This is a genomic window from Vreelandella boliviensis LC1 (genome assembly GCF_000236035.1).
Taxonomy (GTDB): domain Bacteria; phylum Pseudomonadota; class Gammaproteobacteria; order Pseudomonadales; family Halomonadaceae; genus Vreelandella; species Vreelandella boliviensis.
Genome location: NZ_JH393258.1, coordinates 1,096,430 through 1,113,399, shown reverse-complemented (window position 1 = coordinate 1,113,399; position 16,970 = coordinate 1,096,430). Strand labels below are relative to the sequence as shown.

Below are 16,970 nucleotides of genomic sequence, written 5' to 3'. Positions count from 1 at the left end.
ATTGCCAGGGTTTTTATTTTATCTTATTGAGCTATTTTTCTGGCTATTGCTTTTTTATGATGCCAACTTATTGGCAGTGTGAGGGTTGAGTCCTGGCTGACTGCCAATAGAGTATTGGTTTAATTCTTGGCGATTTTTAAAGTGCGTGAAAAGATTGAACTTGTAGTATTTCTAAATGTTGACTATATTCCCTGCTAATATGAGTGCTGAAACTTGGCTTTATTGTACATTAATAGTTAGGTTTACGGTTTTTCTTTAGCTACAAGGAATGTAGAAATGACAAATTATGTGGCTGATATAGAAAGCGAAACTCCAAGAAGGAAAGGTCGTTACGCCCAGGTGTCTGAAGTGAATGTTGAGTTATCCCAGCTTATAACCTTAGGTAATATTTTAAGTCGTTATTGTAATCTTAAATCAGAGGCATTGGAGCGATTGTTGGATATTAAGCTTCAAAGCGTAGTTTTGAAAAAAAATAGAAAGTTATATTCTTTATATCAAGAAAGATCGGAAATATTAGTGGTTAGAAAAGGCTGGGTAAGCTTGTGCCATTCGGTTAAAAGCAGAGGAAAAAGTATTTGTAATGTATATATGCCTGGCGATATCGTCGGCATTAGAGAAAGCTTTTTCGATAATCATAATATGGCTATATTGGCATTGCAAGATTGTCAGCTAGATAGAGTCTCGGTTGTAAGTTTACATGATTTATGTGAAAAATATGCGGATATAAAAAGAGCGGTGGTTTCTTATATTTTGGTTAATGATAATATCACCATCGAAAGGTTAAGAAGCTGTACACATCATAAAGCAGAAGAGAGAGTTGCACATTTTTTGCTTGAAGTGTATGCAAGGTATAATTTCAAAAACATGATTGACTCGAATGTATTCTCACTCCCAATTAAACAAGAGATAGTGGGTGAGTTATTGGGTATTACTAGCGTGCATGTCAGCCGGTGTATGACCTCATTAGAGCAAAAAAAAATGATTCGAAAGACTAGAAGTTCAATTAATTTGTTACAGCCAGAGCTGTTGGCCGAATATACAGGATTTAATGAAAACTTAATTTATGGGCATTTGATACAGGTTTGATTTTTTCGTAGGCGGGTTTTTAGATGGTAAATTAACTAGTTAATCAATTAGTTAGGTTTTAGTTAACCCAAGTTATGGGAGCCACCTTTCAATTTTTTTCACGTAACCTACGCCATCAAATGGCTAATCATGTCTTGCGGGGAAATTTTAGTGGTCTAGTCTACTCCCTGCACGATGTTTTAATCGTACTCTATTATTTATACGTGCAATATTTTCGACCTGAAACCTAATCATACAAGGAGTGGATTAGATGACAGTCAAAAGCACCCCGCTAAATTCTGTAGCCGCCCATAAGCAATATAGCGAAATGGCCGATGCACCTAATATTCAGCGCACACAGGTACAGGATTCCTACCCGTCGCGCTTAACCAATACTCCTGAGAAAACCTGGCTGTCACGCCAAGATGCGGTCGTCAAGGGACGCCAGCTTTCCGGCCCCTTAAGCCAGGCGCAGCTTGATGAGTTTGAGCGAAAAGGGTTTCTGTTTATTCCCAACGTCATTGAAGGCACAGAGCTTGATGAGCTACGTCATGAAATGAAGGCGCTGATGAGCAACGATGAATATCTCAATAAAGATATCAGCGTCACAGAACCAGGGAGCCAGGAAATACGCTCGTTATTTGCGGTGCACTTCCTATCTGAGCGCTTGGGGAAACTGGCCAGCGATGAGCGCGTAGCGGGCGCTGCTCGTCAAATCATAGGTGATGACCCTTACGTGCATCAGTCGCGGATTAACTATAAGCCTGGGTTTGAAGGTCAAGGCTTTAACTGGCACTCCGATTTTGAGACGTGGCACACGGAAGACGGCATGCCCGCAATGCATGCGGTTAGCGCATCGCTGATCTTAACCGAGAACCACGAGTTCAACGGCCCATTAATGTTGATTCCTGGCTCGCACAAAAAATTTGTGCCTTGCCTGGGTGAAACGCCGAAAGATAACCATAAAAGCTCGTTGAAGGCGCAGAAAGTGGGCGTGCCCAGCCCAGAGGCGCTGGCCGAGCTAGTGGATGAACACGGTATTGAAGCACCCAAAGGCAAGGCGGGTGGTCTGCTGTTGTTCGATTGCAATACGCTGCATGCCTCGAACGCCAACCTTTCGCCTGACCCGCGTAGCAACGTATTTTTCGTATTTAACCGTCAGGATAATCGTTGCCAAGAACCTTATGCGGCAGCTAAACAACGGCCAGATTTCTTGGCTCATAGCCCTGATCAACCGGGGCAGCAATATCGCTAACCTGCAGTGGGGAAACAAATTCATGGCCGAAGGGTGTGGAACCTTCGTCTAGGTGGGGTAAACTGTTGCGCCTGTCGTTGCGAATGCGGCACGCATAATGAGAAGGAGAATACCCGCCATGCGTTTTGTTCCACATTTTACCGATGGCCAGGAGTTTCCCCACCCGCTGGGCAAGGTTGTCTGCATCGGCCGTAATTATGCCGACCATGCGAAAGAGCTGGATAATCCGGTTCCCACTGAGCCGTTGCTGTTTATTAAGCCAGCAACCAGCGTTGTGGATCTGACAAAACCGTTGGATCCACCGTTCTCCCGCGGCGATGTGCATTATGAAGTTGAGCTTGCGCTATTAGTGGGTGAAACCTTAACCCATGCCACCCTGGATGAAGCCGAGCGTGCGATTGTCGGTATTGGGTTGGCGATGGATTTAACCCTGCGTGATGTACAGACGAAGCTAAAAGAGAAGGGGCACCCTTGGGAAATCGCCAAAGCCTTTGATGGCGCTTGCCCGCTTTCGTCGTTTCTGCCGCTAAGCCGTGTGCCCAACTGGAATGCGCTGGCTTTCACCCTTGAGATTGATGGGGAAGAACGTCAGCACGGTGAAGGTTCCGATATGATCTTTGCTGTACCCACGCTGGTGGCAGAAATGAGCCGTCACTTCACTCTAGAGCCAGGTGATGTCATTTTAACTGGTACGCCTTCTGGCGTTGGGGAACTGGTTCGCGGTTCATCGTTGCGCCTAACTTTGACCGGTGGTTTGGAAGTCGAAACCAGCGTCGTAGAGTAACTAAATAGTTGACTCACCAACAGTGAGGCAGATAGCCCGCCACAAGCATTCGCTATCGTTATCAATAGAAACGCCACCCGTTAACCGCAGGTGGCGTTTCTTTTTGGGCTGTTTAAGCCAACCTATCTAGGCAGGCCATTTAAGCCAAGCTGTTCGAGATAGGCTGTTCGAGATAGCTCATTCAAGATATGTGTAGCCTTCCAGCCCTTCACTTAAACTTGCCGCAAAGCGTGCCTGCTCGTCAGCCGTAAAGCCGCTTGCTGCCAACTGATCGGTGAGCTTTTGCTTGAGCACATTGGCATTGAAGTTGACGTAGGCAAGCACCTGGGCAACCGAGTCCCCGGCCAACGGGTTAGAAAGTGTCCACTCGCCGTCTGCATTGAGCGCAGCGTCAACGGAGTCGGTGTCGCCGAACAGGTTGTGCAGGTCGCCGAGTATCTCCTGATAAGCGCCCACTAGGAAGAAGCCTAACCAGCGCTCATCGTCCGATGCCCATTCGGGCAGCGGCAGGGTGCTCTCTACGCCTTGACCATCCACATAGCTGTCAATGCGGCCATCGGAGTCGCAGGTGATATCCTGAATCACTGCCCGTCGAGTGGGTGCTTGATCCAGCCCGCTTAGCGGTAGCACCGGAAAAATCTGCTGAATGCCCCATACATCGGGCACCGATTGAAATAGCGAGAAATTAACGAACAGCTTATCGGCAAGCTTTTCCGCTAGCTCGTCCATAATCTCGCGGTGGGCGCGATTGCGGGTATCCAGTTGGGTGCGCAGCCGCGCGCAGGCGGCCATATACACCCGCTCGCCTTCAGCGCGGGCGGTAATGTCGCTCAAGCCCATCACAAAGCGCTCCTGCAATTCGCTCACCGCTTGGAGCAGATCGTGCCAAGCTTCCACCAGCATTCGCGGCTCTTGGGCGGTGGCGAGTTGCTCGAACACCCGCCACAGTAACTCAACTTGTGTGTCCTCTTGGGGGTGTCGTTTAGGCGGTGTGTCATCAATACGCTCTTCACCAATCACGTTAGTGATCAGTACCGCGTGGTGTGCGGTTAGCGCGCGGCCTGATTCGCTGATGAGATGAGGCTGCGGCAGGTTCGCCTCTTGGCACAGCTGGGCAAAGGCACTGACCACATTGCGTGCGTACTCACGCATCGAGTAGTTGGCCGAGCAGAAGCTGCGCGAGCGAGTACCTTCATAGTCGATGCCTAGACCGCCGCCTACATCCACGCTGTCGATGGGCGCGCCCAACTGCATCAGGTTCTGGTAGAAGCGTGCGCATTCGCGTAGGCCGCGCTGAATATCGCGAATATTGGCGATCTGGGAGCCCAAGTGGAAGTGGACCAGTTGCAGGCTTTCCAGCGCATCCTCGCGACGAAGTGTGTCTACCACCTCTAGAATCTGGCTGGCGGTGAGCCCGAACTTGGATTTTTCGCCGCCGGTATTCTGCCACTTGCCTTTACCCACCGAGGCCAGGCGGGCGCGCAGGCCAATACGCGGAGTAACGTCCAGTTCGCGAGCCTCTTCCAAAATCATTTGCAGCTCGGAGAGCTTTTCGACCACCAAGTAGACCTTGTGGCCCAGCTTCTCCCCTAGCAACGCCAGACGCACGTATTCGCGGTCTTTATAGCCGTTACACACAATGAGCGAGGAGCCGCTGTCGGAAAGCGCCAGCACTGCCAGTAGTTCTGGCTTGCTGCCCGCTTCCAGTCCTACGCGACCACTGCCGCGCTCGGCGGTGGCCAGAATTTCCTCGACCACACGGCGCTGCTGATTGACTTTAATCGGGTAAACCGCGGTGTAGCCGCCCTGGTAGTCACAGTCGCTCATGGCGGCATCAAAAGCACCGCACAGCTGCTCTACCCGGTCATGAAGAATATCGCTAAAGCGCACCAGCACCGGAAGGCGCAGCCCGGCGGCTTGCAGTTGGCGAACCAGGCCGCTAAGCGGTAGCGCCGGGCCTTCCGCATCGCTACCCAGCGGGCGCACCAGGGCCTGACCGTGGTCATCCACGTCGAAGTAGCCGCTACCCCATTGATCGATATTCCAGGTGCGCCGTGCGCGCAGGGCAGGGCTAGTCGTTGCCGTCACACTCATGCAGACACCTCAGGCAGCGGCAGTGCGCCGTGGGCAATGCGCGCGTTTAAAATAGTCCGGAAACGCTCCGGGTCGTGGGGCGTCAAATCGTGGGCCGGTGGATCAACATAGACCACCAGCAGACGCGACAGCCAGTAGCGCAGCGCCGTCATGCGCAGCATGGTCGGCCATAGCTCCCGTTCAGCCGCGGTTAATGGGCGGCGCGCTTGATAAGCGCTTAATAGCGTATCGTGGCGCTCTAGATTAAGCGTGCCATCCTCGTTAGAGGCCCAGTCGTTGATCACAATCGCCAGATCAAACAGCAGATCGCCGGTGCAACCATTATAAAAGTCGATAATACCGCCGAGCTGATCCCCTTCGAACAGGGTGTTGTCGCGGAAAAGATCACCATGCAGAGCACCCTGGGGCAGCTCACCGTGTTGGCTGAAGGCGCTTTCGAAATCGTCGACTTCGTCCTTCATCAACGTTTGATCGGCGGGGCTTAGGTAGCTCAACACCTTATGGTGCATCACCTGCAGCCAATTCAGATCACGCGGGTTAGGGCGATGCCCTGGAAAGCGCTTTGACACCACATGCAGGCGGCCCAAGGTGTCGCCCAGGGCACGGCACTGGGCTAAATTGGGTGCCTCGGGGTGACGCCCAGGCAGGCGCGGGAATAGCAGCGCTGGCTTGCCCTCCAGGCTATGCAGCGCGATACCTTCGCGGTCGTGAATCGTGCCAGGCACCGGTAAGCGGTGCTCGTCTAGATAGTCCAGCAGTTCAACAAAGAACGGCAATTCTGCGTGCTCGCCCTGTTCGAACAGGGTTAACACCAGCTCGCGGCGGTCGGTAGTCACAAAAAATGTCGAATTTTCGGTGCCGTTCGCGACGCCCTGTAGGGAAACAAAACTGCCCACATCAAATTTTTCTAAAAACGCGGCGACCTGTGCGTCGCTAAGCGGGGTAAATACAGCCATGAGAGTCTCGCCCAGGTTGCTAAGCCCATTATTGTAGCGGCTTGGCCGCTTAGTTGGCAGCGTTGTTGTGTTAAAGAGAGGAGAGTTTGACTCTGCAGGCAGCCTGCGCAGCGGGTATCATGGTAGCAACTCATTTTAGCAATTTTTCAATAATGGAACTTGGTTATGGCTCGCGCTCCGATCGTCCTCGTAGATGGCTCCTCCTACCTTTACCGTGCCTTCCACGCGCTGCCGCCGCTAACGACCTCCAATGGTCAGCCGACGGGTGCCGTGAAAGGTGTGTTGAACATGCTCAAACGGCTGATTAAGGATTACCCCGACAGCCCCATGGCGGTGGTATTCGACGCGCCGGGCAAAACCTTCCGCGATGATATGTACAGTGACTACAAAGCGCACCGCCCGCCCATGCCCGACGATCTGCGTAGTCAGATTGCGCCGCTGCACGCCTGCGTAAAAGCGTTGGGCCTGCCGCTGCTGTGTATTGAAGGGGTGGAAGCCGACGATGTAATTGGCACCCTGGCCCACCACGCCACCCAGGCGGGCCGCGACGCGGTGATCTCCACCGGCGATAAGGATATGGCGCAGTTGGTCAATGCCCATATCACCCTGGTTAACACCATGAAGGATGAAACCCTGGATGAGGCGGGCGTGGAAGAGAAATTCGGCCTGCCGCCCGCGCTGATTATCGATTTTCTCGCCCTGATGGGGGACAAGGTCGATAACATCCCCGGCGTACCCGGCGTGGGGGAAAAGACCGCGATTGGCTTGCTGCAAGGCATGGGCGGCGGTTTGGAGACCATTTATGGCGATTTAGAGCGGGTCAAAACGCTCACCTTCCGGGGCGCCAAAACGTTGCCCAAGAAGCTGGAAGAGCATCGTGAACAGGCGTTTCTCTCCTATCAACTGGCCACCATCAAGGTCGACTGTGATTTGCCGGTGGGTCTGGATGATCTGGATATCGCCCACCCGGATCGCGAAGCGTTGGTCACGCTGTATAAAGAGATGGAGTTCCGCCAGTGGCTGGGCGAGCTGCTGGAAGGCAAAGACGAAGGCGTGGATGACGTTAAAGGCGGCGAGCCTGCGCCCGCTAGCGCCGAGGAAGCTGTGAGCGAGTCCGAGGATTCGGGCGCTTCTGTTAAAGCGACTATCCGCGAAGATCAGGTCATCCTCGAACAGGCAGATTTCGATCGCTGGCTGACGCGGCTGCAAAACGCCGAACGCTACTGCTTTGATCTGGAAACCACCAGCCTCAACTATATGGACGCAGAAATCGTCGGCGTCGGCTTGGCGCTGGAAGCGGGGGAGGCAGCCTATATTCCGCTGGCCCACGACTACCTGGATGCTCCTCAACAGCTTGATCGTAAAGCGGTGCTGGCGGCGCTAAAGCCGTTGCTGGAAGACCCGACCAAGACCAAGATTGGCCAAAATCTTAAATATGATATTTCGGTGTTGGCCAACTATGCCATCTCAGTGGCGGGCCCGTTTGCCGACACCATGCTGGCTTCCTACGTGCTCAACTCCACCGCTACGCGCCACGATATGGATTCCCTGGCGCTAAAATATCTGGGCGAAAAAACCATCTCCTTTGAAGAGATTGCCGGTAAAGGCGCCAAGCAGCTGACCTTTAACCAAATTGCCCTTGAGCAGGCGGCACCTTACGCCTGTGAAGATGTCGATATCACCCTGCGGCTGCAGCAAACGCTACGCCCCCAGGTTGAGAACGAAGGGCGCCTGGCGGAGGTGCTGGATAATATCGAACTGCCGCTGATTAAAGTGCTATCGCGCATTGAGCGCAACGGGGTGGCGGTGGATGCGGATCTTCTGCACAAGCAGAGCCAGCAGTTAGAAAAGCGCATTGGCGAGTTAGAGCGCGAGGCGTTTGAACTCGCCGGGCGGGAATTTAACCTGGGCTCGCCCAAGCAGTTGGGGCAGATTCTGTTTGAAGAGCAGAAAATCCCAGTGCTTAAGAAAACGCCCAAGGGCGCGCCCTCTACCGCGGAAGGCGTGCTGGAAGAGCTGGCGCTGGACTACCCGCTGCCCAAGGTCATCATGCAGCATCGGGGGCTGGCCAAGCTTAAATCCACCTACACCGACAAGCTGCCGCGGCTGCTCAATAAAGCTACCGGCCGGGTGCACACCAGCTACCATCAGGCGGTTACCGCCACCGGGCGGCTGTCATCGTCAGATCCCAACTTGCAGAACATCCCCATTCGTACCGAAGAGGGGCGCAAAATTCGCCAGGCGTTTATCGCCCGCCCCGGCTACCGCATTGTCGCCGCCGACTACTCGCAGATCGAGCTGCGCATTATGGCGCACCTTTCCGAGGACAAAGGCCTGCTGGAAGCCTTTGCCGAAGGGCGTGATATTCACACTGCTACCGCGGCAGAAGTGTTTGGCACCTCGCTTGAGAAGGTCTCTGGCGACCAGCGGCGCAGCGCCAAAGCGATTAACTTCGGCTTGATCTACGGTATGAGCGCCTGGGGGCTTTCCCGTCAACTGCATATCGAGCGTAATCAGGCGCAGACTTATATTGACCGCTACTTCGACCGCTACCCCGGCGTGGCGCGCTATATGGAGCGTATCCGCTCCCAGGCGGCGGAAGATGGCTTTGTCGAAACTGTATTAGGGCGGCGGCTTTACCTGCCGGAAATTCAGTCGCAAAACCGTAACCGCCGCCAAGGCGCCGAGCGCACCGCCATTAACGCGCCGATGCAGGGCACCGCGGCGGATATCATCAAGCAGGCGATGATCGACGTGGATGCGTGGCTGGCGGAAGGCGAGTTCGACGCGCTGATGGTCATGCAGGTACACGATGAGCTGGTGTTTGAGGTGGCCGAGAAGCAAGTTGATGCGTTTATCGAGCAGGTGCAGAAGCGCATGCAGGGCGCAGCAGCGCTGAAAGTGCCGCTAATCGTCGAGGCGGAGAGCGGCGCCAATTGGGATGAAGCGCACTAGGAGCCTGCCGGACTTAACGCTGATCTACTGCGAATCCCGGCCTTTCGGCCAACTTTATTCGATCGATTTTGTTAAATAGCACGCTATTCGCCTCAATCGATCGATAAATTTGGCTCGAAATCCGTGCTTCTCGCGACGATCGGTCAAGCCCGACAGGTTCCAAGGTTGCCGTGAAGGGCATATTGTCGCAACCGCACCATGCATAGATAGGGAATTGACCGAGATCAAATTTTTGGCTCGGGTGGAGGCATAACCTTATACCCATCGCTTTGCCTGGGTGAGCACCAATGAGTGGCTTCCCGGTAGAGCGAGGGGTGTGTTTATGCTATCCATCGGGAGTCACTCATGGACATTGTGGAATTATCCAGGTTGCAGTTCGCTTTTACGGCGATGGTGCATTTCCTGTTTGTGCCGTTGACGTTAGGGCTGTCAATACTGCTGGCGATTATGGAGACGGTCTATGTGATGACCGGCAAGACCATTTATCGTCAGATGACCAAGTTCTGGGGCAAGCTATTCGGTATTAACTTCGCGCTGGGGGTAACTACCGGCATCGCCATGGAGTTTCAGTTCGGAACTAACTGGTCGTACTACTCTCATTATGTCGGCGATATTTTTGGCGCGCCCCTGGCGATAGAAGCTTTGATGGCGTTCTTCCTTGAGTCGACCCTGGTCGGGCTGTTCTTTTTCGGCTGGGATCGCCTGTCAAAAGAGAAACATCTGGCGGTTACCTGGTTCATGGCGTTGGCGACCAATATGTCGGCCCTATGGATTCTGGTGGCCAATGGCTGGATGCAGCATCCCGTAGGGTCGGAGCTCAACCTGGCCACCATGCGTATGGAGTTGACCAGTTTTGCTGAAGTGCTGCTCAACCCCGTTGCCCAAGTCAAATTCGTGCATACCGTGTCGGCGGGCTACGTCACCGGCGCGGTGTTCGTGCTGGCGATTTCAAGCTGGTACCTGCTCAAGGGCCGCGAGATCGCCTTTGCCCGGCGCAGCTTCGCGATTGCGTCTGCCTTTGGCTTGGCCAGTGTGCTGTCGGTGATTGTTCTGGGCGACGAGTCTGGTTATGAGCTGGGAGACGTCCAAAAGGTCAAACTGGCCGCCATCGAGGCCGAATGGCAAACCCATCCCGCCCCGGCCGCCTTTACCCTGTTTGGGCTGCCCAACGAAAGCGAGCAGCGCACCGACCTAGCCATCAAGATACCTGGCGTAATGGGCTTGATCGCTACGCGCTCGCTGGATACCGAAGTGATGGGGATCCGCGAGCTTAAGCAAGAGCACCGCGAACGCATCGTCAACGGCCAGGAAGCCTATGCCCTTATGCAGCGCCTGCGCAGCGGTGAAGCGGGCGAAGGGGATCAGACCCGGTTCGAGGAGGTGCGTAGCGATCTCGGCTATGGGCTGCTGCTTAGCGCTTATAGCGACGATGTGGCCAATGCGACGGCCGCCGAGATTAACCAGGCCGTCGAGGCGTCGATTCCCAAGGTTTGGCCGCTGTTCTGGTCTTTCCGGGCCATGGTAGCCGCTGGGTTTAGCATGCTGCTGCTGTTTGCGCTGGCCCTCTGGCATAGCGTGCGCCGTCAGCCAGAGAAGTCGCCGTGGTTACTGCGCTTTGCGCTGTTCAGCCTGCCGCTGCCCTGGATCGCCTGTGAAGCGGGCTGGTTCGTGGCCGAGTATGGCCGTCAGCCGTGGGCCATCGGCGAGATTCTACCGGTGCACCTGGCTATCTCCAGTCTAACTGCCGAGCAGGTACTCACTACCCTGATTGCCATTGGCGTCCTCTACACCACCTTCGTCATCATCGAAATGTGGTTGATGCAGCACTTTGCTCGCAAGGGGCCTTCCGGTAGCGGTTACCTGGAGGATGACACCGAGTCCGGCTACCCAATTTCCACCCCGTCACGGGAGGTATGATGATGGACTACGAAACACTTAGGTTTGTCTGGTGGGTACTGATCGGCGTGTTGTTGATCGGCTTCGCGGTCACCGATGGGTTTGATATGGGCGTTGGCACCTTGCTTAAGGTCGTTGGCCGCAACGATCTTGAACGTCGGGTGATGATCAACTCCATGGCGCCTCACTGGGACGGCAACCAGGTCTGGCTGGTGACCGCCGGGGGCGCACTGTTTGCTGCCTGGCCGCCGGTTTACGCAACAGCTTTCAATGGCTTCTATTTCGCCTTGATGCTGACGCTGTTCGCGCTGTTCCTACGCCCCCTGGCGTTTGATTACCGCTCCAAGTTGGATAACCCCACCTGGCGCAGTCGCTGGGACTGGGGGTTGACGATCGGCTCCGCCGTTCCCGCACTGATCTTTGGCGTTGCCTTCGGCAACCTTCTGCAGGGCGTGCCGTTCCAGTTCGACGACTATCTGCGTTTGGAGTATCAGGGCGGCTTACTGGGGCTATTGAATCCGTTTGCGCTGTTGGCCGGGCTGTTGAGCCTGCTGATGTTTGTCACCCACGGAGCGGCTTGGCTGCAGCTCAAAACCGAGGGCGAGCTACGCCGGCGGAGTGCGGCCATCGGCAGCCTCACCGCATTGGTGTGCGCGGCACTGTTCGTGCTGGGCGGGGTCTGGCTGCTATGGGGCATTGATGGCTACCAGGTGACCAGCGTGATCGACACCCAGGGCTACAACGATACTACTGGCAAGATCGTCGCCGTCAGTGCAGGCAGTTGGATGACCAACTACAGCCGCTTCCCGCTGTTATGGCTACTGCCCATACTGGGTGTGTTGGGCTTTGTGCTCTGCGCCTTGACCATGAAACTGGGGCGGCATGCGCTGGCATTTACCAGTTCAGCTGTCGCCATGGCCATGGTGGTGGTCACCACCGGCGTGACGATGTTCCCCTTCGTGATGCCGTCGACGCTGAACCCAAACCATAGCCTGACCATGTGGGATGCTACGGCGAGTGAGCTGACGCTCAAGATCATGTTCGTGGTGGTGTGTATCTTCGTACCGTTGATATTGCTGTATACCGCCTGGAGTTATTGGGTCATGCGCGGTCGCCTAAATGAGCAGTTTATTCGTGATAACGACAAAGCACTTTATTGAGGAAATTATCCTATGTGGTATTTCGCCTGGATTTTGGGTGTCACGCTGGCGTCTGTCGTCACTGTTCTTATCGCCATGCGGCTTGAAGTGAATGGCTATGAAGGCGAAGCAGAGCATGAGCGGAGCGACTGACGCTATTGACCCAGGGCAGCGGCTAAATCGCTGCCTAGCCCCGCAACGCTGGTGGTTGCGGGGCGCCACACTGCTCGCGCTGGTCGGCGCGGTATTGCTGATAGCCCAGAGTTGGCTGCTGGCGGCGCTTTTCCATCACTGGTTACTGCTCTGGCAGGGTCGGGCGTCGCTGGGTCACCCGTCAGCCTGGCTAGCGGGGCTGGCAGTTTGCATGGTGCTATGCCCTTTTTTACACGCTGGCCGCGAAGGGTTGTCTCGCCAAGCCAGTCGGCATGCCCGTGTCGCCTTACGCGGCCAGTTATTAACGCAGCTTGGCCGCCTTGGGCCGATTAGGCGCCAATTTGGCAGTGATGGCGCCTTGGCAACTCAGGTGCTGGAGCAGGTGGACGCCCTGGACGGTTACATTAGTCGCTATCGGGTACAGAGCCTGCTGGCGGTTTTAGTGCCCTGCCTGATCGCCGTGGTGGTGGCGGTGCATAGCCCGTTAGCCGCGGGATTAATGCTCATGACCGCACCCTTGGTGCCGCTGTTTATGATCCTCGTGGGCCGTGCCGCTGCTGGGGCTAGTCAGCGGCAGTTCACGGCGCTGGCGCGAATGGGTGGCCGCTTTCTCGACTTGGTTCGAGGGATGGCGACGCTGCAGCGCATGGGGGCGACCGACCAGGCGGAGGCCAAGGTCGCCCAGGCAAGCGACGCCTACCGTGGGCGTACCATGCGGGTGTTACGGCTTGCCTTTCTATCCAGCGCGGTGCTGGAGTTTTTTGCCGCGCTGGCGATTGCCCTGGTGGCGCTCTATCTTGGCTTGGGCTTGCTTGGCCTATTGCCCTGGGCGAAAGCAGACGTTCCGGTGCCGTATCAGGGGGCGCTGTTTATTTTGCTGCTGGCGCCCGAGTTCTATGCGCCGCTGCGTCAATTGGGCAGCGATTATCATGCCCGCGCCGAAGCGATAGGCGCCATGCAGGCGTTGTCGCCGCTGCTGGAAGCGGACACTTGGCAGCCCCAAGGGGCGTCGATTTCCCCAGCGCTAAGCGGTGAGTTGTTCGCTGTTGAATGCCGCGAGTTAAGCGTTAGTGGTGAGGGCGGGCGGCTGCGGCTGGCGCCGCTTAACCTGACGCTGGCCGAGGGCGAACGGCTATTGGTGCAGGGCGAGAGTGGGGCGGGCAAATCGAGCCTGTTACAAGCGCTGCTGGGATTTACCGCCTACCAGGGCAGCCTGAAGGCGAAGGGCTGTGAACTTTCCCACTGGCCCCGCGACGCCTGGCAAGGCCAGCTTGGTTACCTTAGTCAGCAGCCACCAATACAGTCCGGCAGCATTGCGGCGAATCTGCGCTTGGCGGCCCCAGGCAAATCTGATGCAGAGCTTATTGAGGTGCTGACCCTGGTCGGCCTTTGGCCAATTCTGGTGCGTGGCAATGGGCTTGCCACGCCGTTAGGCGAGCGCGGGCAGGGACTTTCCGGGGGCCAGCTACAGCGCTTGGGGTTGGCGCAGTTGCTGCTGCGTGATGCAGCACTATGGCTGTTCGATGAGCCCACGGCGCATCTTGATCCGGATGCCGCCCGGCAACTCAATACATTGATCGGGCAGCTTAGCCGAGGGCGTAGCGTGATCATCGTCAGTCACGAGTCGGCGGGGCTGGAGTGGGTCGATCGGCACATCGTGTTGTCATCACAAGAGGCCATGGCATGCTGCGGCTAAACAAGACCTCCTCCACGCAACAGCCGCCCACCATCCGGCTACGCGATTTACTGCTGCTGCGTCGCGGTGGTTGGTCGCTGGCGTTCTTGCTGGGTGCCGCCACGCTGCTGGCCGTTGTTGGCTTGCTGGCGATCTCGGGCTGGTTTATTACCGCCGCAGCGGTGGCTGGGACGGTGACAGCGAGCGCCTTCGGCTTCGACTACTTTCGTCCCGCGGCGTTGATTCGTCTGTGTGCCATTGTGCGCACGGCCGGGCGCTATGGAGAACGCCTGGCCTCCCATGATGCCGCCCTGGGGCTATTAAAAGACCTGCGTTGCCGCCTGTTTATGGCCTTAGGCAACAAGCCTTTGCAGGCGACTTTCCGTTCATCGCACCACGGTACGGCCAGCACCATGCACCGACTGGTTAGCGATATTGACCAGCTTGATCAGGTGGTGTTGCGGGCGCTGCTGCCCTGGGGCTGGGCCGGACTCATGGTGGTGGTCGTTATGGCTGGCCTTTACTGGTTGAGTGAAACTCTGCTGTGGGCCGCCGTGCCGGGGTTAATGGTCGCCTGGCTGGGGCTGCCGTTACTGGCGTTATGGCGCGGTATTGGTCATGCACGCCAGAGTGCCGAGCTTGCCGAGCGTCGCCGGGTGGCGCTGATTGAGCCTTTGGCGGCGATTACCTCGTTGGTACTGTGGGGACGGTGGGCGGAGATGGCGCAAAGCGTGAAAAATCACGATGCCGACTATCTGGCTCACCAGGAGCGCCAGCAGCTGCTTGCCAGCCTAACCTCCGCGTTGCAGCAGGTAGCCTTGGGAGGCGCCATTGTGGGCGTGTTATGGCAGGCAGAAGGTCTGTTAGCGGCAAGCCTGACGGTGCCGATGCTATTAGCCGCGGTCTTGGCGATCCTGGCATTAGGGGAGATTTTGGCACCGCTGACCAGTAGCTTTCTAGCCTTGGGGGCGAGCCTTGCCGCACGGGATCGCCTCAATGCCCTGACGGAAGGAGCGCCAAAGGCGCAAGCCACCGGCGTGGAAGCTCAAGCCGCCCCGCTCGCCTGGCAGCTTACCGCCAGCCAATTAACGGCACGCCTGCCCGGCGCATTGGTGGGGCCACAGGCGATTAACCTGGCGTTGAAGAGCGGCGAAATAGCCTGTTTGCATGGCCCGTCGGGGTGTGGGAAATCGACCCTGTTACAGGTGTTGGCCGGCGAGTTGCTGCCGCTTGGCGGGGAGTATGCTGTTAACGGGCGCCCCATTGAGCAGTGGTCACCGCAGAATATCGTTGGCTATCTGCCGCAGCAGTGGGATTTGTTTGATATGAGCCTGGCGGAAAACCTGCGCCTCGGCAAGCGCGATGCCAGCGATAGCGCGCTATGGAGCATTCTTGATGACTTGGCGCTGGGCGCGTGGGCCCGCGGCTTACCCCAGGGGCTGGAGACGCCTCTGGGTGAGTATGGCGCCGCCGTTTCCGGTGGGCAGGCGCGGCGTATCTCCCTGGCGCGGGTGCTGCTGGCACAGCGCCCCATTCTGCTGCTTGACGAACCGTTAGCCGGGCTGGACGCGACGACTCGGCGCCAAGTGGTCGCCAGCCTGGTGCACCGTGCCGGGGATGGAATCGTGGTGATTGTCAGCCACGTGCCGTTAGAACTGCCTGACAATCGGGTGCGAAACCTACATATGCAGGAAGATGGCCGACTCCGGCAATCCCCGCCAGTGCCCGCCTGTTTAGACGCGCTATAACGCAAAACCCCCACAGCTATGCTGCGGGGGTTTCAGTGCGCGTTACGCGTTAAATCACTTAACGCCAGCCGACGCGATCAAAAATGCGGATCGCTTCGGGGTTATTTTCACCCAGAATGCTAATGTTGACGTCGTCTTTTTTGAAGTCGCCCCAGGATTCCAGCACCGGGTCTTTCTTGATGCCTTCAACCACCGGGAACTCGTTGTTGCCGGAGGCAAAGATTTCCTGGGCGGTGTCTGAAGCCAGATACTCTAGGAAGCGAACGGCGTTGTCGCGGTTAGGCGCACCTTCTACCACACCGGCGCCGCCAACGTTGACGTGAGTGCCGCGGTCATTCTGGTTGGGGAAAATAATACCCACTTTACGCGCCGCTTCACGATCCGCGTCGTCGTCGGATTTTAGCAGGCGCACGTAGTAGTAGTGGTTCGCTACACCGATTTCGCACTCGCCGCTGGCAACGCCGCGAATCTGGTCGGTATCGCCGCCTTCCGGATCGCGCGCCATGTTATTAACCACGCCCTGGGCCCACTCTTCGGCACCCTCTTCGCCGTGGTGCTCAATCATCGAGGCCAGCAGTGACTGGTTGTAAATATTGTTGGAAGAGCGAATGCACACCTTGCCTTCAAACTGCGGGTCAGCAAGATCTTCGTAGCTTTCGATCTGGCTTGGGTCGAAGTTTTCGCGGTTGTAATAAATCGCGCGGGCGCGCTGGCTAAAGCCGAACCACAGGCCGTCAGGATGGCGCATGGCCTCCGGCAGGCGCTCGTTGAGAACGTCTGACTCAACGCTTTGGAAGATGCCTTCATCTTCTGCGCGCCATAGGCGGCCCGCGTCGACGGTCATCATGACATCGGCAGGGCTTGCTACGCCTTCGCGCTGAATACGCTCGATCAGCTGGTCGGAGTCACCTTCAAGTATGTTGACCTCGATACCGGTTTCTTCGGTGAAAGCATCATAGAGGCTTTCATCAGAGTCGTAGTGACGAGCGGAGTATAGATTAAGTTCGTTGGCCAGTGCGCTGCTAGCAACGGCGGAGCCCGCCAGAATAGCGGCGACTGATAGCGTTAGGCGTGCTTTTGTCATCATAAATATCTCCCTTTAGGTTTGATAATAAGTTGCATTATCACCGGTGTGTATTCAAGCGTTTCTTCGCGTTGAGGTCAAGTTGAATGCTAACCAACCGCATTCAACGAAAGACACTAAACGTGCATCTCATTGCAATAAAAAATACAATGCAAATAACTTTCAA

Annotated in this window: 12 protein-coding genes; 9 read left to right on the top strand and 3 right to left on the bottom strand. The window is 56.2% G+C overall.

Annotated features, from left to right (window positions below; genetic code table 11):
* The first annotated feature begins 276 nt into the window (after positions 1-276).
* From KUC_RS14230 to KUC_RS14220, 3 genes are all read left to right on the top strand, one after another.
* Positions 277-1,086, top strand: coding sequence for a Crp/Fnr family transcriptional regulator (locus KUC_RS14230; protein WP_040480945.1), 810 nt, complete (start codon positions 277-279; stop codon positions 1,084-1,086).
* Between the two features lie 250 nt (positions 1,087-1,336).
* A complete protein-coding gene (thpD, locus tag KUC_RS14225) occupies positions 1,337-2,320 on the top strand; it encodes an ectoine hydroxylase (RefSeq protein ID WP_040480944.1) in 984 nt (327 codons plus the stop codon).
* Positions 2,321-2,438: 118 nt separating this feature from the next.
* On the top strand, positions 2,439-3,104 hold the full coding sequence (locus KUC_RS14220; RefSeq protein ID WP_007113916.1) for a fumarylacetoacetate hydrolase family protein: 666 nt from the start codon (positions 2,439-2,441) through the stop codon (positions 3,102-3,104).
* 177 nt (positions 3,105-3,281) lie between these two features.
* On the opposite strand, the gene speA is transcribed toward KUC_RS14220, so the two are convergent.
* On the bottom strand, positions 3,282-5,198 hold the full coding sequence (gene speA / locus KUC_RS14215; RefSeq protein ID WP_007113915.1) for a biosynthetic arginine decarboxylase: 1,917 nt from the start codon (positions 5,196-5,198) through the stop codon (positions 3,282-3,284).
* A complete protein-coding gene (locus tag KUC_RS14210; RefSeq protein ID WP_007113914.1) occupies positions 5,195-6,154 on the bottom strand; it encodes a homoserine kinase in 960 nt (319 codons plus the stop codon). The genes speA and KUC_RS14210 overlap by 4 nt, the downstream gene beginning before the upstream one ends.
* 165 nt (positions 6,155-6,319) lie before the next feature.
* Here KUC_RS14210 and polA point away from each other — a divergent pair, with 165 nt between their 5' ends.
* From polA to cydC, 6 genes are all read left to right on the top strand, one after another.
* The gene (gene polA / locus KUC_RS14205; RefSeq protein ID WP_040480942.1) at positions 6,320-9,109 is read left to right on the top strand and encodes a DNA polymerase I; all 2,790 of its coding nucleotides are present in this window, start codon (positions 6,320-6,322) and stop codon (positions 9,107-9,109) included.
* 345 nt (positions 9,110-9,454) lie between these two features.
* Positions 9,455-11,026: a cytochrome ubiquinol oxidase subunit I gene (locus KUC_RS14200; RefSeq protein WP_040480940.1), complete on the top strand. Its 1,572-nt coding sequence runs from the start codon at positions 9,455-9,457 to the stop codon at positions 11,024-11,026.
* A complete protein-coding gene (cydB, locus tag KUC_RS14195) occupies positions 11,023-12,165 on the top strand; it encodes a cytochrome d ubiquinol oxidase subunit II (protein WP_007113911.1) in 1,143 nt (380 codons plus the stop codon). The genes KUC_RS14200 and cydB overlap by 4 nt, the downstream gene beginning before the upstream one ends.
* Before the next feature lie 12 nt (positions 12,166-12,177).
* The gene (gene cydX / locus KUC_RS14190; RefSeq protein WP_007113910.1) at positions 12,178-12,297 is read left to right on the top strand and encodes a cytochrome bd-I oxidase subunit CydX; all 120 of its coding nucleotides are present in this window, start codon (positions 12,178-12,180) and stop codon (positions 12,295-12,297) included.
* A complete protein-coding gene (gene cydD, locus KUC_RS14185; RefSeq protein ID WP_007113909.1) occupies positions 12,281-13,993 on the top strand; it encodes a thiol reductant ABC exporter subunit CydD in 1,713 nt (570 codons plus the stop codon). Before cydX ends, cydD begins: the two co-directional genes overlap by 17 nt.
* A complete protein-coding gene (gene cydC, locus KUC_RS14180; protein ID WP_007113908.1) occupies positions 13,981-15,720 on the top strand; it encodes a thiol reductant ABC exporter subunit CydC in 1,740 nt (579 codons plus the stop codon). Before cydD ends, cydC begins: the two co-directional genes overlap by 13 nt.
* Before the next feature lie 58 nt (positions 15,721-15,778).
* Here cydC and KUC_RS14175 read toward each other — a convergent pair whose 3' ends face one another.
* On the bottom strand, positions 15,779-16,807 hold the full coding sequence (locus KUC_RS14175) for a Fe(3+) ABC transporter substrate-binding protein (RefSeq protein ID WP_007113907.1): 1,029 nt from the start codon (positions 16,805-16,807) through the stop codon (positions 15,779-15,781).
* Between the last annotated feature and the right edge of the window lie 163 nt (positions 16,808-16,970).